This window comes from Acidovorax sp. FG60 (genome assembly GCF_057808995.1).
This window is the reverse complement of the sequence record NZ_JBMDJC010000003.1, coordinates 44,707-67,276: the sequence shown is the minus strand read 5'-3', so window position 1 is coordinate 67,276 and position 22,570 is coordinate 44,707. Positions and strand designations below refer to the sequence as shown.

The 22,570-nt window shown below is 65.1% G+C and carries 21 protein-coding genes and 1 riboswitch; of the genes, 15 read left to right on the top strand and 6 right to left on the bottom strand.

Annotated features, from left to right (window positions below; all coding sequences use genetic code 11):
* The first annotated feature begins 12 nt into the window (after positions 1–12).
* The 9 genes from urtE (at position 13) to ACODS0_RS05285 (ending at position 11,210) form a co-directional block, all read left to right on the top strand.
* Positions 13–702, top strand: a complete 690-nt coding sequence (gene urtE, locus ACODS0_RS05325) for an urea ABC transporter ATP-binding subunit UrtE (RefSeq protein ID WP_057228091.1) — start codon at positions 13–15, stop codon at positions 700–702.
* Between the two features lie 183 nt (positions 703–885).
* Positions 886–2,112, top strand: coding sequence for a formamidase (gene fmdA / locus ACODS0_RS05320; RefSeq protein ID WP_121507917.1), 1,227 nt, complete (start codon positions 886–888; stop codon positions 2,110–2,112).
* A gap of 33 nt (positions 2,113–2,145) precedes the next feature.
* On the top strand, positions 2,146–2,490 hold the full coding sequence (locus ACODS0_RS05315; RefSeq protein ID WP_057228095.1) for an FmdB family zinc ribbon protein: 345 nt from the start codon (positions 2,146–2,148) through the stop codon (positions 2,488–2,490).
* A 15-nt stretch (positions 2,491–2,505) separates the two neighbouring features.
* Positions 2,506–3,546 carry an aliphatic amidase gene (locus ACODS0_RS05310; RefSeq protein ID WP_487255828.1) on the top strand — a complete coding sequence of 347 codons (1,041 nt, stop codon included), beginning with the start codon at positions 2,506–2,508 and terminating at the stop codon, positions 3,544–3,546.
* 89 nt (positions 3,547–3,635) lie between these two features.
* Positions 3,636–4,379, top strand: coding sequence for a hypothetical protein (locus ACODS0_RS05305; RefSeq protein WP_488833359.1), 744 nt, complete (start codon positions 3,636–3,638; stop codon positions 4,377–4,379).
* A 123-nt stretch (positions 4,380–4,502) separates the two neighbouring features.
* Entirely contained in the window at positions 4,503–6,209 is a 1,707-nt protein-coding gene (locus ACODS0_RS05300; RefSeq protein ID WP_488833357.1) for an IPTL-CTERM sorting domain-containing protein, read from the top strand.
* A 29-nt stretch (positions 6,210–6,238) separates the two neighbouring features.
* Positions 6,239–6,347, top strand: a riboswitch (S-adenosyl-L-homocysteine riboswitch).
* A 33-nt stretch (positions 6,348–6,380) separates the two neighbouring features.
* The gene (gene metH / locus ACODS0_RS05295) at positions 6,381–9,119 is read left to right on the top strand and encodes a methionine synthase (RefSeq protein ID WP_488833355.1); all 2,739 of its coding nucleotides are present in this window, start codon (positions 6,381–6,383) and stop codon (positions 9,117–9,119) included.
* Positions 9,120–9,624: 505 nt separating this feature from the next.
* Positions 9,625–10,692 carry a hypothetical protein gene (locus tag ACODS0_RS05290; RefSeq protein WP_488833353.1) on the top strand — a complete coding sequence of 356 codons (1,068 nt, stop codon included), beginning with the start codon at positions 9,625–9,627 and terminating at the stop codon, positions 10,690–10,692.
* A 17-nt stretch (positions 10,693–10,709) separates the two neighbouring features.
* Entirely contained in the window at positions 10,710–11,210 is a 501-nt protein-coding gene (locus ACODS0_RS05285) for a hypothetical protein (RefSeq protein ID WP_488833351.1), read from the top strand.
* 90 nt (positions 11,211–11,300) lie between these two features.
* Here ACODS0_RS05285 and ACODS0_RS05280 read toward each other — a convergent pair whose 3' ends face one another.
* The gene (locus ACODS0_RS05280) at positions 11,301–11,897 is read right to left on the bottom strand and encodes a shikimate kinase (protein ID WP_121421895.1); all 597 of its coding nucleotides are present in this window, start codon (positions 11,895–11,897) and stop codon (positions 11,301–11,303) included.
* A gap of 167 nt (positions 11,898–12,064) precedes the next feature.
* Positions 12,065–13,210: a serine hydrolase domain-containing protein gene (locus ACODS0_RS05275; protein ID WP_488833349.1), complete on the bottom strand. Its 1,146-nt coding sequence runs from the start codon at positions 13,208–13,210 to the stop codon at positions 12,065–12,067.
* 191 nt (positions 13,211–13,401) lie between these two features.
* On the opposite strand from ACODS0_RS05275, the gene ACODS0_RS05270 reads away from it, so the two are divergent.
* Complete coding sequence (locus tag ACODS0_RS05270) at positions 13,402–14,328, top strand: YihY/virulence factor BrkB family protein (RefSeq protein WP_121421897.1); 927 nt, start codon at positions 13,402–13,404, stop codon at positions 14,326–14,328.
* A 117-nt stretch (positions 14,329–14,445) separates the two neighbouring features.
* Positions 14,446–15,255: an outer membrane lipoprotein gene (locus tag ACODS0_RS05265; protein ID WP_488833346.1), complete on the top strand. Its 810-nt coding sequence runs from the start codon at positions 14,446–14,448 to the stop codon at positions 15,253–15,255.
* A gap of 65 nt (positions 15,256–15,320) precedes the next feature.
* On the opposite strand, the gene ACODS0_RS05260 is transcribed toward ACODS0_RS05265, so the two are convergent.
* The 4 genes from ACODS0_RS05260 to fdxA all read right to left on the bottom strand — a co-directional run bounded on the left by ACODS0_RS05260 (position 15,321) and on the right by fdxA (position 18,531).
* Entirely contained in the window at positions 15,321–16,508 is a 1,188-nt protein-coding gene (locus ACODS0_RS05260; RefSeq protein ID WP_488833345.1) for an amidohydrolase family protein, read from the bottom strand.
* 68 nt (positions 16,509–16,576) lie between these two features.
* Positions 16,577–17,296 (bottom strand): TetR/AcrR family transcriptional regulator, encoded by a 720-nt coding sequence (locus ACODS0_RS05255; RefSeq protein WP_121421900.1) that lies wholly within the window; start codon positions 17,294–17,296, stop codon positions 16,577–16,579.
* 52 nt (positions 17,297–17,348) lie between these two features.
* The gene (locus ACODS0_RS05250; RefSeq protein WP_055398734.1) at positions 17,349–18,125 is read right to left on the bottom strand and encodes a ferredoxin--NADP reductase; all 777 of its coding nucleotides are present in this window, start codon (positions 18,123–18,125) and stop codon (positions 17,349–17,351) included.
* 76 nt (positions 18,126–18,201) lie between these two features.
* Positions 18,202–18,531, bottom strand: coding sequence for a ferredoxin FdxA (gene fdxA, locus ACODS0_RS05245; RefSeq protein WP_488833341.1), 330 nt, complete (start codon positions 18,529–18,531; stop codon positions 18,202–18,204).
* Between the two features lie 175 nt (positions 18,532–18,706).
* On the opposite strand from fdxA, the gene ACODS0_RS05240 reads away from it, so the two are divergent.
* Genes ACODS0_RS05240 through ACODS0_RS05225 form a run of 4 tightly spaced genes read left to right on the top strand, consistent with a single transcriptional unit; the run spans position 18,707 to position 22,542 of the window.
* Complete coding sequence (locus tag ACODS0_RS05240; RefSeq protein ID WP_488833338.1) at positions 18,707–20,326, top strand: 6-hydroxynicotinate reductase; 1,620 nt, start codon at positions 18,707–18,709, stop codon at positions 20,324–20,326.
* A gap of 12 nt (positions 20,327–20,338) precedes the next feature.
* The gene (locus ACODS0_RS05235) at positions 20,339–21,259 is read left to right on the top strand and encodes a UPF0280 family protein (RefSeq protein WP_488833337.1); all 921 of its coding nucleotides are present in this window, start codon (positions 20,339–20,341) and stop codon (positions 21,257–21,259) included.
* Between the two features lie 21 nt (positions 21,260–21,280).
* Complete coding sequence (locus ACODS0_RS05230) at positions 21,281–21,922, top strand: amino acid synthesis family protein (RefSeq protein ID WP_121507904.1); 642 nt, start codon at positions 21,281–21,283, stop codon at positions 21,920–21,922.
* 35 nt (positions 21,923–21,957) lie between these two features.
* Positions 21,958–22,542, top strand: a complete 585-nt coding sequence (locus tag ACODS0_RS05225) for an amino acid synthesis family protein (RefSeq protein WP_274106096.1) — start codon at positions 21,958–21,960, stop codon at positions 22,540–22,542.
* Positions 22,543–22,570: the final 28 nt, after the last annotated feature.

Sequence of the window (22,570 nt, the reverse complement as noted above, 5' to 3'; positions counted from 1 at the left end):
CAGGAGCATCGCATGCTGGAAGTCAAAGATCTGTTTGTGGCCTACGGCCAGAGCGAGGCGCTGCACGGCATCTCGTTTGACGGCCGTGCCAACGAGACCGTGGCCATCATGGGCCGCAATGGCATGGGCAAAACCACGCTGTTCAAAAGCCTCATGGGCGTGATGCCCGTCAAGAGCGGCCAGATCACCGTGGCAGGCCAGGACGTGACGAAGGACGAGAGCTTTCGCCGCGTGGCCAAGGGCATCGCCTATGTGCCTCAAGGCCGCATGATCTTCCCGACCCTCACGGTCGAAGAGAACATCGAGACCGGGCTGGAAAACTCCAAGACGCGACAGATTCCCGAAGATATCTACGCACTGTTTCCCGTGCTGTGGGACATGCGCCGGCGCAAGGGCGGCAACCTCTCGGGCGGGCAGCAGCAGCAACTGGCCATTGCGCGAGCGCTCGTCACCGACCCCAAGGTGCTGCTGCTCGACGAGCCCACCGAGGGCATCCAGCCTTCCATCATCAAGGACATCGCCAAGGCGCTCAACGAGATTCGCAAGCTGCGCCAAATCACCATCGTGGTGAGCGAGCAGGTGCTCTCGTTCGCCATGGACGTGGCCGACCGGCTGTTCGTCATTGAGGGCGGCCGCCTGGTGCACGAGACCGCCCGCGCCGACACCGACCAGCAGCGCATCAAAGCCTATCTGTCGGTATGAAACACCCCCTGAGTCGCCTTCGGCGCCTTCCCCCTCAAGGGGGACGACGCCCTCGCTGCGGGGCGGCCCTTGCTTGGCGTCCCTGGCCTCGGCCGTGGCGGTCTCGGCGGCAATGCGCCATGTAAGGCCGGGATTTTTTCTCGCTTTTTCCTTCTTCCACCCAACCCTTCCAAGGAGCACGCCATGGCTGAAACCCTGATCAAGGTCGATCTAAGCAAGTCGCCCACCGAGAACGAGAACATCCACAACCGCTGGCACCCAGACATTCCCATGGCCTGCTGGGTCAATCCTGGCGATGAGTTCGTGCTGGAGACGTTTGACTGGACGGGCGGCTTCATCAAGAACAACGACAGCGCCGATGATGTGCGCGACATCGACCTGACCACGGTGCACTACCTCAGCGGCCCCGTGGGCGTGAAGGGCGCCGAGCCGGGCGACCTGCTGGTGGTGGACCTGCTGGACATTGGTGCCAAGCAGGACAGCCTGTGGGGTTTCAACGGCTTTTTCAGCAAGAACAACGGCGGCGGTTTTTTGACCGAGCATTTCCCGCAGGCGCAAAAGTCCATCTGGGACTTTCATGGCATGTTCACCAGCTCGCGCCATGTGCCTGGTGTGAAGTACGCCGGGCTCATCCATCCCGGCCTGATTGGCTGCCTGCCCGACCGCAAGATGCTGGAGCAGTGGAATGCGCGCGAGCAGGCGCTCATCGACTCAGACCCCACGGCCGGGCTGGCCAACCCACCCTCGGCGGGCACGGCCCACATGGGCCGCCTCACGGGCGATGCCAAGGCCAAAGCGGCTGCTGAAGGCGCCCGCACGGTGCCCCCGCGCGAGCATGGTGGCAACTGCGACATCAAGGATTTGTCGCGCGGCGCCAAGGTGTTCTTCCCGGTGTATGTGGACGGCGCCGGCCTGTCGGTGGGCGACCTGCATTTCAGCCAGGGCGACGGCGAGATCACCTTTTGCGGCGCCATCGAGATGGCAGGCTGGGTGCACATGAAGGTCACGCTCATCAAGGGCGGCATGGCCAAGTACGGGATCAAGAACCCCATCTTCAAGCCCAGTCCCATCACGCCCACCTACAACGATTACCTGATCTTCGAGGGCATCAGCGTGGACGAGAGTGGCAAGCAGTACTACCTGGACGTGAACGTGGCCTACCGCCAGGCCTGCCTGAACGCCATCGAGTACCTCAAGAAGTTTGGCTATTCGGGCGCGCAGGCGTATTCCATCCTGGGCACAGCCCCGGTGCAGGGCCACATCAGCGGCGTGGTGGATGTGCCCAACGCCTGCGCCACGCTGTGGCTGCCCACGCAGATCTTTGACTTTGACATCAACCCGAGTGCGGCGGGGCCGATCAAGCACCTGGATGGCTCGGTGGCCATGCCGCTGTCGCCCGACCTGGTCTGACAGTCAAACACCATTGCTGCAGAAGGACCCGCCATGCCCACCTACGACTACGCCTGTGCCCAGTGTGGCGGCTTTGATGCCTTCCGCCTGCTGGCCGATCGCAACGAACCCGCTGCCTGCCCAGACTGCGGCGCGGCATCGCCGCGCGTGTTTGCCACCGCGCCGCGCCTGGCACTCATGAGCGCGTCCGCGCGCAGCGCCATCGCCACCAACGAGCGAGCGCGGCACGAGCCGCAGCGCTCGGGCGACTACGCCCGCCTCAAACACCCTGCAGGCTGTGGCTGCTGTTCGTCATCGCAAAGCCGCAAGGCCACGGTGACGGCGCCCAGCGGCGCCAAGGCGTTTCCGAGCAAACGGCCCTGGATGATTTCTCATTGATAGGGATGCTTCACCATGATTCACGGCGATATTTCAAGCAGCAAGGACACCGTCGGCGTGGCGGTGGTCAACTACAAGATGCCGCGCCTGCATACCAAGGCCGAGGTGCTGGACAACGCGCGCAAGATCGCAGACATGCTGGTGGGCATGAAGACCGGCTTGCCCGGCATGGACCTGGTGATCTTTCCGGAGTACAGCACCCACGGCATCATGTACGACGCCCAGGAGATGATGGACACGGCGGCCACCGTACCGGGTGAAGAGACCGAAATCTTCGCCGCCGCCTGCCGCAAGGCCAAGGTGTGGGGCGTCTTCTCACTCACCGGCGAGCGCCATGAGGAGCACCCGCACAAGGTGCCGTACAACACCCTGATCCTCATGAACGACCAGGGCGAGATCGTGCAGAAGTACCGCAAGATCATGCCCTGGACCCCCATCGAAGGCTGGTACCCCGGGGACACCACCTACGTCAGCGAAGGCCCCAAGGGCCTGAAGATCAGCCTCATCATCTGCGACGACGGCAACTACCCCGAGATCTGGCGCGACTGCGCCATGAAGGGTGCCGAGTTGATCGTGCGGTGCCAGGGCTACATGTACCCCGCCAAGGAGCAGCAGATTCTGATGAGCAAGGCCATGGCCTTTGCCAACAACACGTATGTGGCCGTGGCCAATGCCGCCGGGTTTGACGGCGTATACAGCTACTTCGGCCACAGCGCCCTGATTGGCTTTGATGGCCGAACGCTCGGTGAATGCGGCGAGGAGGAATACGGCGTGCAGTACGCCGCGTTGTCAAAGAGCCTGATCCGCGACTTCCGCAAGAACGGGCAGTCCGAGAACCACCTCTTCAAGCTGCTGCACCGGGGATACACAGGGCTGATCAACTCCGGCGGTGGAGACCAGGGTGTGGCCGCCTGCCCGTATGACTTTTACACCCGCTGGGTGACTGACCCCGAAGGCACGCGCAAGGCCGTGGAGGCCATCACGCGGCCCATGGTGGGCACCGAGGAGTGCCCGATCGAGGGTATCCCCAACCCCGACAGCGCAGACCGCTGCTGAGGCAACGGGATTCAGGGCCGTGGCCTGAGATCTTCAAACAGTGTTAACCGGCTGTGAGGCGCCCACACTGCGCCCGATAATCGGCCCCCATGCGTGGGCCGTTCCTTTCTCTCCTGTGGATGTCATCGTGTGCACTGCTGTGCACCGTGCTCGCTGGCTGCGCGGCGAATGCGCCCACGCCACGCGGCGAGGTCAAGGGGGCCGCCACAACGCCCGCCGAGCTGGCCCAGTCCGACATGAACCGCGTGGCCACGCTGGCCATGCACGAGAACCTGGAGGGCTTGTTCCGCCTCATGGACAAGCTCTACCGCCGCAACCCCGCCGAATGGCGCAAAACCAGCGCCACCAGCCGCGAGCACGCGGCCGAGCAGGTGCGCACAGCCATACTGCAGCGCCAGCCCTGGGCACCACTGCAGGGGCGGCGCGACATTGCCGCGATGGGCTTTGCGTTCGCGCCGGAGTTCACCGGGGACCGCGTGGCAGCCTTCATCCATGCCACGGCCGACATGATCATCACGGCCCATGGCGGAAAGATCGAATTCTTCTTGCTCGACGGCATGGATGCCCAGCACCTCTACAACGCCGCCCGCAATGTGGAAAGCGCCGTGTGGCTGCTGGCCCAGCGCCGCAACGCCCAGGGCCAGCCACTGCTGCTGGCGGACGAGATCGGCCCCCAAGGCCGCAACCTGAGCTTTGAGCGCGAGTTTGGCAAGATCATCGCGCGTCTCGACCTGCTGGCTGCCCTGACCACCGAAAAGTACCGCCGCGCCGCCATCAGCTATGTGCAGGGCATTGTGGGCGGCACGTTCCTGCAGTTCCTGCCGGTGCGTTGAGAGCTATTCAACCGCTTCAAGCGCGGGACGCGCGGTCAGCGCGTGCCGCCATGCACGAAGATTCCGGGTGGAAACGTGGCGTTACACTTTGGTCACCCCTCTACTTCGAATCGGGACTTCGCCATGCTCCAACGTGTTTTGCTGTGGCTCACTGCGCTCTTGTTGGCCATGGTGGCTGCGACCGCAGCGCATGCCCAAGATGCGGACCTGTCCATCACGAAGACCGATGGTGTGGCCACGGCCGTCCCGGGCGGGTCGGTGACCTACACCATCACCGCCAGCAACGCGGGGCCGGACCCCGTCGTCGGTGCAACGGTTGCGGACACCCTTCCCGCCGTGCTCACCGGCACCTGGACCTGCGTGGGCGCGGGCGGTGGTACCTGCACCGCCGCAGGCAGTGGCAACATCAACGACAGCGTCAACCTGCCAGCGGGGGGATCGGTCACCTACACGGTGAGCGCCACGATCAACGCTTCTGCGACCGGAACACTGACCAACACCGCGACAGTGACGTCCGCCGTGAACGACCCGGTTCCCGCCAACAACAGTGCCACCGATTCCGACACGCTCACGCCACAGGCCGATCTGGCCATCACCAAGACCGACGGGGTGACCACGGCCACGCCGGGCGGATCGGTCACCTACACCATCACCGCCAGCAACGCGGGGCCATCCAATGCGCCGGGGGCCACGGTGGCGGACACCTTCCCCGCATCACTTACCGGCACCTGGACCTGCGTGGGCGCGGGCGGCGGCACCTGCACGGCAGCAGGCAGCGGCAACATCAACGACACCGTCAATCTGCCCGCCGGAGGATCGGTTACCTACACCGTCAGCGCCACGGTGAGTGCAGCGGCCACAGGGACGCTGGTCAACACCGCGACGGTCGCGGCTCCGGGCGGTGTAACCGACCCCAACCCGGGCAACAACAGCGCCACGGACTCCGACACCATCACGCCGCAGGCCGATCTGTCCATTACCAAAACGGACGGCGTGACCACGGCCATACCTGGCGGCTCAGTCACATACACCATCACCGCCAGCAACGCGGGGCCGTCCAATGCGTCGGGGGCCACGGTGGCGGATACCTTCCCCGCAGCGCTCACCGGCACCTGGACCTGCGTAGGCGCGGGTGGCGGCACCTGCACGGCAGCGGGCAGCGGCAACATCAACGATAGCGTCAACCTGCCCGCCGGTGGATCGGTGACCTATACGGTGAGCGCAACAGTGAGTGCTGCGGCCAGCGGAACGCTGGTGAACACCGCGACGGTGACAGCGCCGGGCGGGGTGACCGACCCCAATCCGGGCAACAACAGCGCCACGGATTCCGACACCATCGCATCGCAAGCCGACCTGACCATCACCAAGACCGATGGCGTGACTACGGCCAACGCTGGCGGCTCGGTGACCTACACCATCACCGCCAGCAATGCCGGACCGTCCAACGCCCCTGGCGCGACGGTGGCAGACACCCTGCCCGCCGTGCTGACCGGCACCTGGACCTGCGTGGGCTCCGGCGGCGGCACCTGCACGGCGGCGGGCAGCGGCAACATCAACGACGTGGTCAATCTGCCTGCGGGCGGATCGGTGACCTACACCGTCACCGCCACGGTGAGCGCGTCGGCAACGGGGACACTGGTCAACACCGCGACGGTCGCGGCCCCGGGTGGCGTGACCGACCCTAACCCCGGCAACAACAGCGCCACCGATACCGACACCATCACGGCAGTGGCCGCGAGCGCGATTCCGTCGTTGTCCGAGTGGGCTTTGTGGCTGATGGCGGGCTTGATGCTGCTGGCCGCACTCCGGGGCCGCCGCCCAGTGCGCTGATCCCGCGCGGGCAACTTACAATCGCCCCTCGGCCCAAGGAGCGTTGCAGCGACTTGCCATGCCCGGCTTGGTGCATGGCGATTCGTCAGGCTTGGGCCCCGCGCACCCCACCGTACACCGCAACGACGCTCACCTGTTTTTCTGCTGCCCCTGCACAGGTGAGTGAGTCCTATGTCTGCTGTATCCCTGCCCCCCATGAAGCTGTCCGGTCTGGAGCCCGTCTCCATTGGCGAGGGCACCTTGTTCGTCAACATCGGTGAGCGCACCAACGTCACCGGCTCCAAGGCGTTCGCGCGCATGATTTTGAACGGCCAGTACGAAGAAGCCCTGGCCGTGGCGCGCCAGCAGGTGGAGAACGGCGCCCAGGTCATCGACATCAACATGGACGAGGCCATGCTCGACAGCAAGGCCGCCATGGTGCGCTTTCTGCAGCTCATCGCGTCCGAGCCCGACATCGCGCGCGTGCCCATCATGGTGGACAGCTCCAAGTGGGAGGTGATCGAGGCCGGTCTGCGCTGCGTGCAGGGCAAGGGCATCGTCAACTCCATCTCCATGAAGGAGGGCGTGGACAAGTTCAAGCACGAGGCGCGCCTGGTGCGCCGCTACGGCGCCGCAGCGGTGGTGATGGCCTTCGACGAAAAAGGCCAGGCCGACACCTACGAGCGCAAGATCGAAATCTGCGAACGCGCCTACCGCATCCTGGTCGATGAAGTGGGCTTCCCGCCCGAGGACATCATCTTCGACCCCAACATCTTTGCCGTGGCCACCGGCATTGAAGAGCACAACAACTACGCCGTCGATTTCATCGAGGCTACGCGCTGGATCAAGCAGAACCTGCCCGGCGCCAAGGTGTCGGGTGGGGTATCGAACGTGTCGTTCAGCTTCCGTGGCAACGATCCGGTGCGCGAAGCCATCCACACCGTGTTTCTGTACCACGCCATCAAGGCCGGCATGGACATGGGCATCGTCAACGCGGGCATGGTGGGCGTGTACGACGACCTGGAGCCCGTGCTGCGCGAGCGCGTGGAAGACGTGGTGCTTAACCGCCGCCCGGATGCTGGTGAGCGCCTGGTCGAGATCGCCGAAACCGCCAAGAGCGGCGCCAAGGACGAAAGCAAGAAGCTCGAATGGCGCGGCACGCCCGAGCACCCCAAGACCGTGGGCGAACGCCTGTCGCACGCGCTGGTGCATGGCATTACCGACTTCATCACCGAAGACACCGAAGAGGCCTACCGCGAGATCCTGGCCAAGGGCGGCCGCCCGCTGCACGTGATCGAAGGCCCGCTCATGGACGGCATGAACGTGGTGGGCGATCTGTTTGGTGCGGGCAAGATGTTTTTGCCCCAGGTGGTGAAAAGCGCACGCGTGATGAAGCAGGCCGTGGCCCATCTCATCCCCTACATCGAGGAAGAAAAGCGCCAGGACGAACTGGCCGGGCGCGACGTGCGCAGCAAGGGCAAGATCGTCATCGCCACCGTGAAGGGCGACGTGCACGACATCGGCAAGAACATCGTCACCGTGGTGCTTCAGTGCAACAACTTCGAGGTGGTGAACATGGGCGTGATGGTGCCCTGCCACGAGATTTTGGCGCGCGCCAAGGTGGAGGGGGCCGACATCGTGGGCCTATCGGGCCTGATCACCCCCAGCCTCGAAGAAATGCAGTACGTGGCGGGCGAGATGCAGAAGGACGAGCACTTCCGCATCAAGAAGATCCCGCTGCTGATCGGCGGCGCCACCACCAGCCGCGTGCACACCGCCGTCAAGATCGCGCCGCACTACGAAGGTCCCGTGGTCTATGTGCCCGACGCCTCGCGCAGCGTGAGCGTGGCGCAGAGCCTGCTGGGCGACGGCGTGCAGAACTACGTGGACGAGCTCAACGCGGACTACGACAAGGTCCGCACCCAGCACGCCAACAAAAAGGCCACGCCCCTGTGGCCTCTGGCCAAGATCCGCGCCAACAAGACGCCGGTTGATTGGGCTGCCTACCAGCCCACCGTGCCGCGCGCGCTGGGCCGCCGCGTGTTCAAGAACTTCGACCTGGGCGAGCTGGCCAAGTACATCGACTGGGGTCCGTTCTTCCAGACCTGGGACCTGGCCGGCCCGTACCCCGCCATCCTCACCGACGAGATCGTGGGCGTGGAAGCCACGCGTGTGTTTGCCGATGGGCAGGCCATGCTCAAGAAGATCATCGAAGGCCGGTGGCTCACGGCCAGCGGCGTGATGGCCCTGCTGCCCGCCAACAGCGTGAACGATGACGACATCGAGTTCTATACCGACGACACCCGCACCGAAGTGGCCATGACCTGGTACGGCCTGCGCCAGCAGGCCGAAAAACACACCATCGACGGCGTGACCCGCCCCAGCCGCTGCCTGGCCGACTTTGTAGCGCCCAAGAGCAGCGGCATTGCCGACTACGCAGGCATGTTCGCCGTGACGGCGGGCCTCGGGATCGAGAAGAAGGAAAAGGCCTTCATCGACGCGCTGGACGACTACTCGGCCATCCTGTTCAAGAGCCTGGCCGACCGCCTTGCCGAAGCCTTTGCCGAAGCCTTGCACCACCGTGTGCGCACCGACCTGTGGGGCTACGCAGCGGGTGAGCAGCTTAGCAACGACGACATGATTGCCGAGAAATACCAGGGCATCCGCCCCGCGCCCGGCTACCCCGCCTGCCCTGACCACAGCGCCAAGACCGACCTGTTCCGCGTGCTGCAGGCTGGCGAGATCGGCATGTCGCTCACCGAAAGCCTGGCCATGATGCCCGCCGCCAGCGTGAGCGGCTTCTACATCGGCCACCCTGATGCCGTGTACTTCAACGTCGGCAAGATCGGCGAAGACCAACTGCACGACATGGCCCAGCGCCGGGGCATGGATGAGAAGGTGTTGGAGCGGTTGCTGGCGCCTAATCTGTGATGCCGTTGGATGCATATTGCTATTAATTGTGTAGCAATTTACGCTTACGGATAAAGCGCTGGAGGCTGATTCGGCTTGATTTTGAGGACCTTGTGACAACATGTCGCACCCGTTGCCCTCGTCCTTTGTCCCGCCCGTTTCCCCCCGCCCGTTCGGGCTGGCCCTGTCCAAGCCAGGGCGTCTCCGCTGAACAGTCCCTCGACAGGCAGGGCGAAAGCTCGGGCTGCCCGATCAAGGCTCCTGGCCAGACTTTCCGCTAGATCGAGCGCAGGGCTCCGTTCCGAGCCCTTGGTGTGGCCGGGCGGTTCTTCTCTCTGTGGGTAGGTGTTCTTCCCAGCTAGGGAGATTCCTAGCTAGGAATCGCCTGTATAGCTATACGAAGGTAAAACCGGTTCAATCACGTTCATCCCCCATGGCTGCATCAAGTGGCAGATGCCCCAAGGGATGGCCCGAGGCCCAGTGCCCATCGTGCCCAGGGATGGATCAATACCGACAGCTCTTCACCATGCAAATCACTACCAACACCAGTACTTGGGCACTGTCCGGCAGTGGCGCTGCTACAGCACCCACGGACCCCAGTTTGTCTCAGGGGACGGGCTTTGCCAACGAAAGCACCGCGACGTCTTTGCAATCTGGCTTGATACTGGCGCAGGCCGATACCCTCAACCCCATCGTCAGCAGCAACACCGCGCAAAGCGCCAACTCCACGCCGTTCTGGGGGGCTGGCACCGTGCCTGCGCCCAATGCCCTGACAGCGTTGCGGAATGCCGAGCGCGACCGGACCGATCCATTGCGACTGGGCGTGAACGAGATTTATCGCGACGCCATTACCCTGGCTGCGGATCGCACGGGCTACCCACGCGCCACGATTGCGGCCGTGATATCTGCAGAAGCGGGCCCGCTGCGCGGCAAGCGTCTGGACGATGCCACCAACCAGCGCTTTTTTGGCGAGCTGCATCCGCAGCTGGACCCCAAAGCCAAGCTGGACAAGGCGGGGGCCGCCGAGTGGAAGGCCCTGCGCCGTGAACTCTCGGCCACCTGGGACCCGCAGAGCTACAACACCACCAGCAAGGCTGGGGGCTTGACGCAATTTCTGGAAAGCACCTGGATCGAATCGGCCACCAAGCCGGGCAGCTACGTCAATGAACAGGCCAAGTCCCTGGGGCAGGTGAACGATGCCAACCAGGTGGTGGACCGGGCTGCGCTGCTGGACTTGCGCTTTGACGCCACCACCTCCATCGTGGCTGCGGCTGAGCTGGACAAGGGTTACTTCACCCAACTGAGCGCCCGCACCAACGACGATGGCACCCCTCTGGTGCCTGCCGATCTGTCCGCAGACAAGAAAGCGCAGTACATCTATCTGGTCCACCACGAGGGGGCGAATGGTGCCGCGCAAATCCTCAAAGGCACGCTGACCGATGCGCGCGCTGAAGGCCTGCTGAAAAACCACGTGGCTGATGCCGACAAGCGCCAGGCGATGATCGACGCCCACGACGGCAGTGCAGCCAAGGCTTACACGGCGTACCTGTGGCAGTACATTGAGCAGCGCATAGTGCCCGCCAACTTCCGTTGAAACGCCCGACTTCTGCCATGACTTGTTCCTTGTCCGCTCGACTTCGCTCCCTTGTACGTTTTGGTGCCGTGGCGCGCAGCGTGGCGTGTGCTGGAGCGCGAAAAGCGCTGTGGACCGCGCTGGCACTGGCCCAGCCCGTCTGCTGGGCCCAGGCCCAGGCGCCTGCTCTTGCCGCCAGTTCGACCTTGCCAGCCAGCCGCCTCGCGGCGCATTGGGAAGGCCCGGCCTTGGTGGGGCAGTTGCAGTTACGACTCATCGTGTTGGATGCTGAACGCGGCGCGGTGGCGGCAGCGCTCACGGTTGGATCGCCGCAGTGCAGCGGCGGTCTGGACAGCCTGGGGCAGTGGCAACGAGGCACCTTGGTGCTCAAGCCCTACCGGCCCGAGCCCGACGCTGCTGCTTGCGAGGTCCAGGTGCGGGTGGATCCCGACGGGCGCCGGGCCTGGGTGTCCGAGACGGGTTGCGGTGCCTATCGGGGCGCTGCCTGTGTGTTTGAGGGGCAGTTGCAGGCGCGGTAGGGGGGCTGCTCGCTGCTGCAGGGGGCATGAAAATGGCGGCTAGCGCTTGCCAGTAAAGCGCAAAAAGCTATTGATTTAATAGCAATTGATTCAAGAGCGGTCGGCGTGCGGCGTGCCCGCAGAGGTTGGGGCATCGGACGCGCCGTGCGGCACTTGCTCCCCCTGTGCCCCCGCCGCCATCTCCAGCTGCATCATGATCATGTTGACCAGCGTGTGCACAGTGGGGCGGCCGGTTTCGATGACGTAGTGGGCGGTTTCGCGGTACAGGCCATCGCGCTGGGCGTACAGGTCGCGCAGCTTGTCCATGGGGTTGCCGCCTTGCAGCAGGGGGCGGGTCCGGTCGTGTTTGACGCGCCGGTAGATTTCTTCGGGCGAGGCGCGCAGGTACAGCACGTTGCCAAACTGACGCAGGGTTTCGCGGTTTTCGGGGCGCAGCACGGCGCCGCCGCCGGTGGACAGGACCATGCCACCAGCTTGCCCGGCCACGTCGGCCAGGGCCTGCGACTCCAGATCGCGAAAGCGGGCTTCGCCCTCGGCCTCGAAGAAGCTGCGGATGGTGGTGCCGATGGTCTGTTCCAGCCGGTGATCCAGGTCGATGAAGGGCACCCCCGCCCGGTGGGCCAGCTGGCGGCCGATGGTGGATTTGCCGGAGCCGGGCATGCCGACCAGTGCGCAGCGGATCTGCATAGGTTCAAAAAAGAGGTCTGGGAGACGGGTATGCGTGCTGCGGGTGGAGCTGCGTCGCGTGCCGTGATTGGGCGTTGAGTGTAAGCCGTGGCCTCCGTTGCCATGCGCAGCGGTTGCAGCTGGCGCTGCCCCGGCCTGGGACGCAGCTCCTCAAGGAGGTGTGCTCATCAAAGCGCCGCGTACACCAGCGCCGGATACAGCTCGCACAGGGTGCGCAGTTGGCCCGGCGCCTGGGTGAGCAGGATGGCGAACAGGTCTTCGGCAGGGTCTACCAAAAAGAAGGTGCCGCCCAGTCCGCTCCAGCTGTAGGTGCCTGCCGAACCGGGGCTGGATGCCAGGCCGGTGGCCTTGCGAACGGCCACGCCCAGGCCAAAGCCGTAGCCTGCGGGCAGGATGTCGCCCGCTGTGGGGATGCCGCCCAGATGGTCGGCGGTCATGAAACCGACGGTGGCGCGGCTGGCCAGGCGGATGGTGTGGCCGTCCGGGCCTTGTACGGTGCCCTGGCCCAGCATCAGCTGCAAAAAGCGTGCGTAGTCGCTGGCGGTGGACACCAGCCCGCCGCCAGCGGATTCAAACGCGGGCGGGGCCGAGACATCGATCAACGCCACCTCGGCCCCGGTCTGCGGGTCGCGCGCGAACGGCTCGGCCAGGTCGGCCAAGCGGTGGGGCAGTACCGAAAACCCGGTGTCGTGCATGCCCAGGGGTTCCAGAATACGGCGTTTCAGGAGGGTGCCCAGGCTCTCGCCTTCGACCACCTCCAGTACCGCACCCAGCACATCGGTGGCGCGGCTGTATTCCCAGCGGCTGCCAGGCTGGTGCACCAGCGGCAGCGGGCCGAGCGCGGCCACCAGCTCGGCATTGCTGTGGCGCCGCGAGCCGACGCGGGCCGCCCGGTATTGGTCGGGCACCGTGCCGGCCTCCCACGCATAGCTCAGCCCTGCGGTGTGGCGCAGCAGGTCGTGCACCGTGGCTTCGCGCTGCAGGGGGGCGGTGGTGCCGGTGGCTTCGTCGTACACCCGCTGGCCTGCAAAAGCCGGCAGGTAGTGCGAGACAGGGTGCGACAGCAGCAGGTGGCCTTCTTCCATGAGCATCAGCGCCGCCAGCGAGGCGATGGGTTTGGTCATGGAATAGATGCGGAACACGGTGTCGGGCGCCATGGCGGGCGCGCCTGCCCCGGGCCGCTGGGCGCCCACGGCTTCGTGCAGCACCGTGCGCCCTTGGTGGTGCACCAGGGCCACTGCGCCGGGCAGCAGACCCTGGTCGACGTGGGTCTGGAGTGCGGCGCGCAGGTGGGTAAAGGCGTGGGGGTGCATGGGGCGGTGTCTCCGGGTGGATGGGTGTCGGCACTGAGAATATCCGCGCGCGTGGAGGTTGGCGGGTCACCTGGGCAACAGGCAGGGCCACTGTTGCAAGGGGCTATGGGATCGATGTGGGATCGGGCCTACCGCAGTTGCAGCGAAACGCGGGTGGACGCGAGGAGGCTGCCGCCGTAGGCTAGCCGCATATGGCAGCACCCTCCTTGAAGCGCCGCGCACTGCGCCTTGTCAAACCCGTGTGGACCCTGCTCCAGCCTTTCTGGCGCGCCACCACACTCTGGCTGGACGCCGACGGGCTGCGCATGAGCGCCGCCATGTCGTTCTACGGCATGCTCAGCCTGGCGCCCCTGTTGCTGTTGCTGGTGGGGGTGCTGGGCTGGTGGATGGACCGCAGCTATCTGGAAAGCAATCTCATCGCGCAGGTGCAGGCTGTGATGGGGCAGCAGGTGGCCGACGTGGTGCGGCAGGCGATGGCCAGTGCGCAGGCCCCGGCCGAGGGGCGGCTGGCATCGCTGGTGGGGTTTGTGGTGCTGGTATCAGGCGCCACCGGGGTGTTTGTCGAGTTGCAGTCGGCACTGGAGCACCTGTGGCGCGGCGAAGGCCCTGTGCCGCAGCGGGCCGCCTGGTGGCGCATGGCGTCGCTGCGCCTGCGGGGGCTGGCCTATGTGCTGGCGCTGGGTTTTTTGCTGCTGGTGTCGCTGGCGCTGTCCACGCTGATCCACCTGCTGGCGGGCTGGGCGGGCTCGCGCCTGGCGCTGGCGCCGCTGGCACCGGCCATGCAGCTGGTCAATGAAGTGGTGGCCTTTGGATTTGCCGTGGCACTGTTTGTGGGCCTGATGCGCATTGGCGCCGGGGCCAAGCCGCCGCCGCGCTGCATCATGGCTGGGGCCGTGGTGGGCGCCACGCTGTTCACGGTGGGCAAGCAGCTGCTGGCCTGGTACCTGGCCACGGCGGCTGTGGTGTCGGCCTATGGCGCAGCCGGGTCGCTGGTTGTATTGCTGATGTGGATCTATTTCTCGTCGGCGGTGCTGTTGTTTTCAGCCAGCTGCGCCCGGGCTTTCCAGGAGCTGGGTGCGCTACCTGCAGCGCGGGGGCGTCTGCATGTGCCGCAATAGGCTGGTTCTTAAACAGGTTCTTACGTCCTTTACAGACGCTACGCCCGGATTTCCGGGCTGGCTGGTTACGCTGGCGGCCATTCATCCAGAGCTTTCTGGATCTTTCGGAGAAAAATCATGAGTCTTATCGTTTCGCCTTCCACCCACACTTCCGCCGTTCCTGTGGCACAGGCTGGCGCCCTTGGCGGCGCGGCCAGCCCTTCCCTCAAGTGGCTGTGGGTCGCTATCGGCGTGCTGGGCGTGAGTGTGGTGGCGCTGGGCACGACCCTGGTGGTGCAGAACGCGGGCAAGTCCGCCGCCGACGCGCAACCCTTGGCCATGACGGCGCAGCCTGCGTCAGGAGCGCCAAGAGCTGAGAATTTGCAACAAAAACCGGCACCAGCGCTTGTTGATAATAGAAATATTGCTACTAATAGAGTAGCTAATCAACCGCCCGCAGCTTCGCAAGGTTATGCCGGGCATCCCCCGCAGCAATACCAGCCACAGCAGCAGCCACCGCTGCGCACTGCCGCACAGGCCCCCCTGTGTGCTACCTGCGGCCGCGTCGAGTCGGTGCAAGCAGTGCAGCAGGCGGCCCCGGCCACAGGCGTGGGGGCGGTGGCGGGCGGTGTGTTGGGGGCCGTGGTGGGCAACCAGGTGGGCAAGGGCTCGGGCCGTACGGCCGCCACTGTGCTGGGCGCCGTGGGTGGCGGCTACGTGGGCCACAAGGTGGAAGAGCGTACGCGCACGCAGACGGTCTACCAGATCGCGGTGCGCATGGAAGACGGCTCGGTGCGCCGCTTCACCCGCGCACAGCCCACCGCCGTGGGCACGCCCGTCGTGCTGCAGGGCAAGGGCTTCCGCGTGGACGATGGCGCCGCCATGCGCGCTGAAGAACCTTACCCGCGTGCACAGCCCGGCGCGGTGCGAGTGGCGGACACGTATTGATTCGACCGCACCTCTCCCAACAGAAAGCCCGCTGATTGCGGGCTTTTTTGTGGGATAAGCGTGGGCTACAGCACCACCGGGATCTCGGTCGCGGGTGGTGTATTGCGGCTGCGCCCGCAGCGCACCAGGCCGTCGATCATCACCATGCCGATGCCCGGGATGTCGCCCAGCTGTACGCTTTCCAGCAGCGTGGCGCCAGCCGTGTGCTGGGCGCGGTCCATGAAGACGAAGTCGGCCGCGCGGCCTACCTCGATGAGGCCGCAGTTCAGGTTGCGGATGCGCGCCGTGTTGCCCGTGGCAAAGCAGAACACCAGTTCGGCGGGGATGTCGGCAAAGCTCGATATCAGCGCAATCATGCGCAGCATGCCCAGGGGCTGCACGCCCGAGCCCGCCGGGCCGTCGGTGCCCAGGATCACGCGGTGCGGGCACTTGAGCTCGATGGCCGCCCGCGCGGCCTGGATGGCGATCTTCTCGTTGCCGTTGTGCACCAGTTCGATCGCGCGGGACGACTTTTCGCACAGCTCGCACACGTGCTTCCAGGGCAGGGAAGTGTGGCCGCCGTTGATGTGGCCGATCACGTCGGCATCGGCCTCCAGCACCACGTCCTTGTCGATCAGGCCCGAGCCTGGGATGGACGGCCCGCCCGTGTGGATGGTGCTTTGGATGCCGTGCTTGCGTGCCCACGCCACCATCTGCTTGGCCTCGTAGCCCGCCTTGACGGAGCCCAGGCCCACCTCGCCCAGCAGCGTCACGCCGGCATCGGCCAGGTCCTTGAAGTCCTGTTCGGTCATGCCTTTCTCGATGATCGGGGCGCCTGCAATCACCTTCACGCCCCCGGGGCGGAAGTTGTCGAACGAGCGCTGCGCGGTGATGGCCAGGGCCTTCAGGCCCACGATGTCCTTGGGGCGGCCGGGCAGGTGCACTTCACCGGCCGACACCATGGTGGTCACGCCGCCGTTCATGGTCGAGTCGATCCAACCGATCTGGTTCTGGCGCGGCGTCCAGTCTCCGAACACGGGGTGTACATGGCTGTCGATCAGGCCCGGCGCCACGCAGGTCTGGCGTGCGTCGATCACGGTGTTGGCGTGGTCGGTGTCGCAGTCCTTGTAGCGGCCCACGGCCACGATAAGGCCATCATTCACCACGATGGTGTCGGCGTCGAGGATGGGCCGGTCCAGGTCGCCCGACAACAAAAGACCGATGTTCTGGATGACGACCTTGCCCGATTTGCCGCCTGCTGCTGCTTCTGCCATGGATTCTCCTCGTGGGGTGGTGGGCGGGGCACCACGCGGCACCCCGCAGGGAAAAATCTCTTGTTGATTCAGGCCGCTGCGACCCTGCCCTTGGGCAGACTGGGGCCGGGCGCCACAGTGCGCAGCACGCTGTCGATGACAAACGATTCCCAGTGCGCCAGCGCGTCGGGCGTCTCCAGGTCTTCGCCCAGAAAGGCCGACAGCGTGTGCCGGTTGGACATGTAGAAGTAGCCCGTGGCGGCAATCAGCAGGTATACATCGCGCGCCGACACATCCTTGCGGAACAGCCCCTGCGTCTGGCCGCTTTCGAGCACGCGGCGGATCACCTCGATGGCGGGCGACGAGTATTCACGGGCGCGCATCGACTTGGAGATGTGCTTGCCCTTGTGCAGGTTCTCAGTGTTGAGCAGCGTGATGAACTCGGGGTTCTTGCGGTAGTAGCCCACCACAAAGCGGATTACCGCCTGCAGCGCCTCCACCGGTTTGGCGGTGTCCAGGTCCAGTTTGGATTCCGCGTCGTTCATGCGCCGGTAGGTTTCCTCCAGCACCTCGATGAACAGGCCTTCCTTGCTGCCGAAGTAGTAATAGATCATCCGGTCGAAGGACTTGGCCGCCTTGGAGATCTTCTCCACGCTGCCGCCTTCGTAGCCGTAGCGGGCGAACACCTTGGTCGCCGCCTTCAGGATGTTGTCGCGCGTGGTCTGTGCGGCCTGCTCGCGCACGCCCGTCTTGCGGGCAGAGGCTGCGCGGGGGGACGCGGTCCGGGTCTTGGTGGGAGTGGCAGACATGGCGGGTCCTGGTGGATGAGGCGGTCCCCCGGTGCGGGGGGCCGCCGGGGGATCACTGCTCTGCGAACGCGCGTTCGATCACGAAGTCGCCAGGCTTCGTGGTGTTGCCTTCCTTGAAGCCACGCTCTTCCATCATGTGCTTGAGGTCGCGCAGCATCTCGGGGCTGCCGCAGATCATCACGCGGTCTTCCACGGGGTTGAGCGCGGGCAGGCCCAGGTCGCGCGCCAGCTGGCCGTTTTCGATCACGGTGGTCACACGGCCCTGGTGCTTGAAGGGCTCGCGCGTCACGGTGGGGTAGTACTTGAGCTGCTTGGTGACCATCTCGCCCAGGAACTCATGCTGCGGCAGCTCCTGCGTGATGTAGTCGTGGTAGGCCAGCTCCTTCACCTCGCGCACGCCGTGCACCAGGATGACTTCCTCGAATTTCTCATAAGTCTCCGGGTCGCGGATCAGGCTCAGGAACGGGGCCACGCCCGTGCCGGTGGACAGCATGTACAGGCGCTTGGCGGGCAGCAGGTAGTCGATCAGCAGGGTGCCAGTGGGCTTCTTGCCGACCACGATGGTGTCACCCACCTTGATGTGCTGCAGGCGGGAGGTCAATGGGCCGTCGGGCACCTTGATGGACAGGAACTCCAGATGCTCTTCGTAGTTGGGGCTCACGATGCTGTAGGCGCGCAGCAGGGGTTTGCCGTTTTCGCCACGCAGGCCAATCATCGTGAAATGCCCGTTGGAAAAGCGCAGCGCGGTGTCGCGCGTGGTGGTGAAGGAGAAAAGTCGGTCCGTCCAGTGGTGGACCGTCAGGACGCGTTCGTCAAGAAAGGCGCTCATGGTGCGTTAGATGGAAAAGTTGGAAACAAATAAGAAATCTGGCTGAAGCTGGCTCAGATTCAGGGCCCCAAGCGCTCTACAGCGCAATGTTCAGGCCTGAAAGCTTGTGGCTCACAACCCTCCATTGTTCCGCATCTGGCAAAGCCGCTTTTCTTTTGGTGATTGTGGGCAGCGTGGGCGCCAGCTTTTTGTTGAACTGCAGGAAGATTTCCATGCCCTCGGGCAGGTCGTTTTCGGCATAGATCGCATTGGCCGGGCACTCGGGAATGCACACCGCGCAATCGATGCATTCGTCCGGGTCAATGACCAGGTATTCCGGCCCTTCCTTGAAGCAATCGACCGGGCACACATCGACGCAGTCGGTGTACTTGCACCGAATGCATGCGTCCGTCACAACGTGCGTCATTTTGGGGCTCCTCGTGCACCGTTTTTGGGGGTGCGAAAACACCATTGCAGAGTCTGGTTGATTCCGCTACATTGACATCAAATGTAGTGTTCACAACATTTAAGTTAAGTGAATGCTACACAAAATGCAGAGCGCGTACAAGCACTTGCAACAAAGCAATGAATGGGTTGCCACGATGACTGAACACACCAAGACCGATGGGCTGCCGGGCATGGATGCGCCAGATCTGCCGCAGGTGCTCGAGCGCGCCCGGCCCCGCAACGAGCGCATGAACGCTGCCAAGGTCGAGTGCAATGCGTGCCCGGTGCTGTGCCAGATCTCCGAAGGCCGCGCAGGTGCTTGCGACCGTTACGCCAACCAGGCGGGTGTGCTTGTGCGGCTTGACCCGGTGGTGTTGCTGCGCAAGACGCTGGAAACGGGCGAGGCCACACTGGTGCCGTTTGCGGGCCGCGCCCCCGCTGCAGAAGGCGCTGAGACCGAGGTGACTCCAGAACCCGCATGGAACGGCGATCTGCTGCTGTCTGAAGAGGTGTTCGTGACGGGCGTGGGCTCATCCACCACCTACCCCGACTACAAGCCGGCGCCCTTCATCGTGGGCTCCAAAACCGATGGGGTGGACATGGTCACGGTGGTCACTGAGGGCATCTTCAGCTACTGCAGCTTCAAGGTGAAGATCGACACCGATCGATTCCTCGGCTCCGAGCAGGCCAACGTGCGTTGCAAGGGCGAGGTGGTGGGCCACGTGACCACGGCGGAATACGGCTCGCAGATGCTGTCGCTCGGCGGCGTGCACCACCTCACGGGTGGCACCAAGAAGGAGGGCCGCATCACCGCTGAGATGATGCAGGCGCTGGGCAACAAGCAGGCCGTGGAGTTCACCATCGACGGCGGCTCGCAGCTCGTGATCCAGGCCGGGCGCGCACCCATCGTCAACGGTGTGGCTGAACAGCGCATGCGCGTGGGCTGCGGCTCTGCGGCCATTGGTATCTTTGCGCGCCAGTTCTTCGGCCATGCCGACGAGGTGGTGGTGGTGGACGACCACATCACCGGCGTGCTCACCGAGCATCAGGCGGGTCGCTGTCTGGACATGAAACCCTCGGGCATCCAGATGCGCGGGCGCAAGTCCACGCCGGGCCGCTATTTTCAGGTGGCGAATCCGGGCACCGGCTGGGGTGGCACCGACATTGCCGACCCGCTGTCCATCATCGAGGGCTGGGACGAATCCGTCGCCTGGCCGGGGTTGCGCCTCTTGATGACCTCCACCACGGGGGAGCACGCATCCTGGTACGTGCTGGACGAGCAACTGAATCCGGTGGAAGCCGAGATGCCTGTCGAGGTGCGCCGCATCGTGGACCGCATCGGCGAAAACTGCGAGCCCTCGCTGGCGTCTGTGCTGTTCCTCGGTGGTGCGGGCGGCAGCCTGCGCGCAGGGGTCACCGAGAACCCGGTGCTGCTCACGCGCTCCATCAAGAACGCGCTGGTCAATGTGACCTGTGGCGGTGCCCCCGCCTATGTGTGGCCGGGCGGCGGTATCACCGTGATGGCCGACGTGCTGCGCATGCCGGACAACAGCTTTGGCACCGTGCCCACCCCCGCCATCGTGGCGCCCATCGAGTTCAGCATGCGCCGCGCGGACTACGAAGCGCTGGGCGGGCACACCGAACAAATTCGCAGCCTGCGCGAAGTGCTGGAGCGCGGTGCGTGGCACAACGACGGTGCGCCGCAGGCGCGCGTGTGGCAGACCTTGCCTGCGGCCAATCCGTGGCCGCTGGGCCGCCCACCCCTGCTAGGCTGAGTGAGCCGCGCTGTGAACGCTTGCCGCAAACTCCTTTCCGACGGCCGCTGGCACTTCCAGCATGGCCCGATGGACCTCATCCTTCAGGCCGAAGGGGCGCACGACGCCGTGACCCACGCGCACGAGCGCGCCTGGCAACGTTTTGAAGGGCTGCTGCAGGAGCTGGTGAGTGAACTCCCAGGCCTGCGGGCGCCGGTGGGTGAGCGCTGCGCGTTGCAGGGCGTGGTGGCGCGTCGCATGTGGGCGGCCTGCAGCCCCTACCGCGCAGGCTTCATCACGTCGATGGCTGCGGTGGCGGGTGCGGTGGCCCAGGAAATTCTGGCGTGCTACGACCAGCAGGGCATAGACCGCGCCTGGGTCAACAATGGGGGCGACATTGCGCTGCACCTGGCGCCCGGCCAGTCGGTCACGGTGGGGGTGTACGCTGACATCGCCGCACTGAATGCTGCACAGTTGCGCAACGGTCTGGTGCTGGATGGGCAGATCTGCATCGACAGCGCCATGCCGGTGCGCGGTGTGGCCACCAGTGGGTGGCGCGGGCGCAGCCAGTCGCTGGGCATTGCGGACAGCGTCACGGTGCTGGCGCGCACGGCCGCGCAGGCCGATGCGGCAGCGACCATTGTGGCCAATGCGGTCAATGTGCAGGACGCGCGCATTGGTCGCATGCCTGCGTGGCTGGTGCGGGACGACAGTGACCTGGGTGCCATTCCTGTCACCGTGGATGTGCCTGACTTGCCCGAAGAGCAGGTTCGCCGGGCTTTGCAGCAGGGGTTGCAAAAAGCGCAAGAATTGCAGTCCAGCGGCCTGCTGTGGTTTGCGCTGCTGGCGTGCCAGGGGCAGTTTCTGGCGACCGCAGCACCGCAAGCCCTGGCCGGTGCTGTGTGGTCCCCACAAGCGGTGATGAAATCGGAAGTTGGTTCAGTATTTGCTTAACGAATTGCACAGGTCTCCAAAATGATCCAGATACGACGCGTTTTCACCCATCTTGAGGAAATCCGGCACGAATTCGGGCCGGTGGCTGAGGTGCCGCTGCTGCGTGGTGCCATCGGCGCGGTGCTGACCAACCCGTTTGCGGGCCGGTACGAACCCGACATCCTCCCCATGATGGATGCCCTGCAGGACGTGGGGCTGGACATGGCCCAGCGCCTGCTCAAGGCCATGGCTGTGCCCGCCGAGCGCATCGAGACTTACGGCAAGGGCGCCATCGTGGGGGCGGCTGGCGAGCTGGAGCACGGTGCGCTGTGGCATGTGCCCGGTGGTTATGCCATGCGCGAGCTGCTGGGCTGGAAGGGCGACCGCAACGCCTACGCCAAAGGCCTTGCAGAAGAGAAGACCGGGCAACCCGCCAATGCACTGTCTATCGTGCCTTCCACCAAGAAGGTGGGCGGCCCCGGCGCGGCGCTCGATGTGCCGCTCACCCACATCAACGCGAGCTACGTGCGCAGCCATTTCGATGCCATCGAAGTGCGGGTGCCCGGCGCACCCACATCGGATGAAATCGTCTTCATCCTGGCCATGTCCACCGGCGCTCGCATCCATGCACGCGTTGGAGGCCTCAAGGCCGCAGACATCAGCCAGTGGAACGGCCTGCGCTGATCCACTGCCAACCCAAGACCCGAGGAGACCCACACATGCCCGCCAAGATCCGGAAGATCATTGTTCAAACCGACGAAGTCCGCGTGGAGATGGGGCGCGACGTACAGCCGCCTGTGCGCAAAGCCCTGGCCATGGCCGTCATCGAGAACCCCTGCGCGGGCCGCTATGTCGAGAACCTCGACGAACTCGTGGCCATCGGTGAAGAGCTGGGCGCACTGCTGGGTGCCCGTTGCGTCGCAGCCCTGGGCATTGAACCTGGCCAGGCACAGAGCTACGGCAAGGCCGCCATCGTGGGCGAGGCGGGCGAGCTGGAGCATGCCGCCGCCATCCTGCACCCCAAGCTGGGGGCGCCACTGCGTGTGGCGGTCGAGAAAGGCGCTGCCCTGGTGCCGTCCAGCAAGAAGATCGGCGGCCTGGGCACCGCCATCGACGTGCCCCTGGGCCACAAGGATGCCGCCTATGTGCGCAGCCACTTCGACGCCATGGAGGCCCGCGTGGCCGACGCCCCCCGCGCCAACGAAATCGTGGTCGCCATCGTCGTGACCGACAGCGGCCGTCCGCTGGCGCGCATTGGCGGTCTTCAGGCCTCCGAAATCAAAGGCGAGGATGGACTGCGCTGATCTGAGCGCGCACTACCATCCCGAGCAG

Excerpts from the sequence above, each read along its gene's own strand:
- urtE (WP_057228091.1), top strand. The coding sequence starts at position 13 with ATGCTGGAAGTCAAAGATCTGTTTGTGGCCTACGGCCAGAGCGAGGCG.
- fmdA (WP_121507917.1), top strand. The coding sequence starts at position 886 with ATGGCTGAAACCCTGATCAAGGTCGATCTAAGCAAGTCGCCCACCGAG.
- ACODS0_RS05315 (WP_057228095.1), top strand. The coding sequence starts at position 2,146 with ATGCCCACCTACGACTACGCCTGTGCCCAGTGTGGCGGCTTTGATGCC.
- ACODS0_RS05310 (WP_487255828.1), top strand. The coding sequence starts at position 2,506 with ATGATTCACGGCGATATTTCAAGCAGCAAGGACACCGTCGGCGTGGCG.
- ACODS0_RS05305 (WP_488833359.1), top strand. The coding sequence starts at position 3,636 with ATGCGTGGGCCGTTCCTTTCTCTCCTGTGGATGTCATCGTGTGCACTG.
- ACODS0_RS05300 (WP_488833357.1), top strand. The coding sequence starts at position 4,503 with ATGCTCCAACGTGTTTTGCTGTGGCTCACTGCGCTCTTGTTGGCCATG.
- metH (WP_488833355.1), top strand. The coding sequence starts at position 6,381 with ATGTCTGCTGTATCCCTGCCCCCCATGAAGCTGTCCGGTCTGGAGCCC.
- ACODS0_RS05290 (WP_488833353.1), top strand. The coding sequence starts at position 9,625 with ATGCAAATCACTACCAACACCAGTACTTGGGCACTGTCCGGCAGTGGC.
- ACODS0_RS05285 (WP_488833351.1), top strand. The coding sequence starts at position 10,710 with ATGACTTGTTCCTTGTCCGCTCGACTTCGCTCCCTTGTACGTTTTGGT.
- ACODS0_RS05280 (WP_121421895.1), bottom strand. The coding sequence starts at position 11,897 with ATGCAGATCCGCTGCGCACTGGTCGGCATGCCCGGCTCCGGCAAATCC.
- ACODS0_RS05275 (WP_488833349.1), bottom strand. The coding sequence starts at position 13,210 with ATGCACCCCCACGCCTTTACCCACCTGCGCGCCGCACTCCAGACCCAC.
- ACODS0_RS05270 (WP_121421897.1), top strand. The coding sequence starts at position 13,402 with ATGGCAGCACCCTCCTTGAAGCGCCGCGCACTGCGCCTTGTCAAACCC.
- ACODS0_RS05265 (WP_488833346.1), top strand. The coding sequence starts at position 14,446 with ATGAGTCTTATCGTTTCGCCTTCCACCCACACTTCCGCCGTTCCTGTG.
- ACODS0_RS05260 (WP_488833345.1), bottom strand. The coding sequence starts at position 16,508 with ATGGCAGAAGCAGCAGCAGGCGGCAAATCGGGCAAGGTCGTCATCCAG.
- ACODS0_RS05255 (WP_121421900.1), bottom strand. The coding sequence starts at position 17,296 with ATGTCTGCCACTCCCACCAAGACCCGGACCGCGTCCCCCCGCGCAGCC.
- ACODS0_RS05250 (WP_055398734.1), bottom strand. The coding sequence starts at position 18,125 with ATGAGCGCCTTTCTTGACGAACGCGTCCTGACGGTCCACCACTGGACG.
- fdxA (WP_488833341.1), bottom strand. The coding sequence starts at position 18,531 with ATGACGCACGTTGTGACGGACGCATGCATTCGGTGCAAGTACACCGAC.
- ACODS0_RS05240 (WP_488833338.1), top strand. The coding sequence starts at position 18,707 with ATGACTGAACACACCAAGACCGATGGGCTGCCGGGCATGGATGCGCCA.
- ACODS0_RS05230 (WP_121507904.1), top strand. The coding sequence starts at position 21,281 with ATGATCCAGATACGACGCGTTTTCACCCATCTTGAGGAAATCCGGCAC.
- ACODS0_RS05225 (WP_274106096.1), top strand. The coding sequence starts at position 21,958 with ATGCCCGCCAAGATCCGGAAGATCATTGTTCAAACCGACGAAGTCCGC.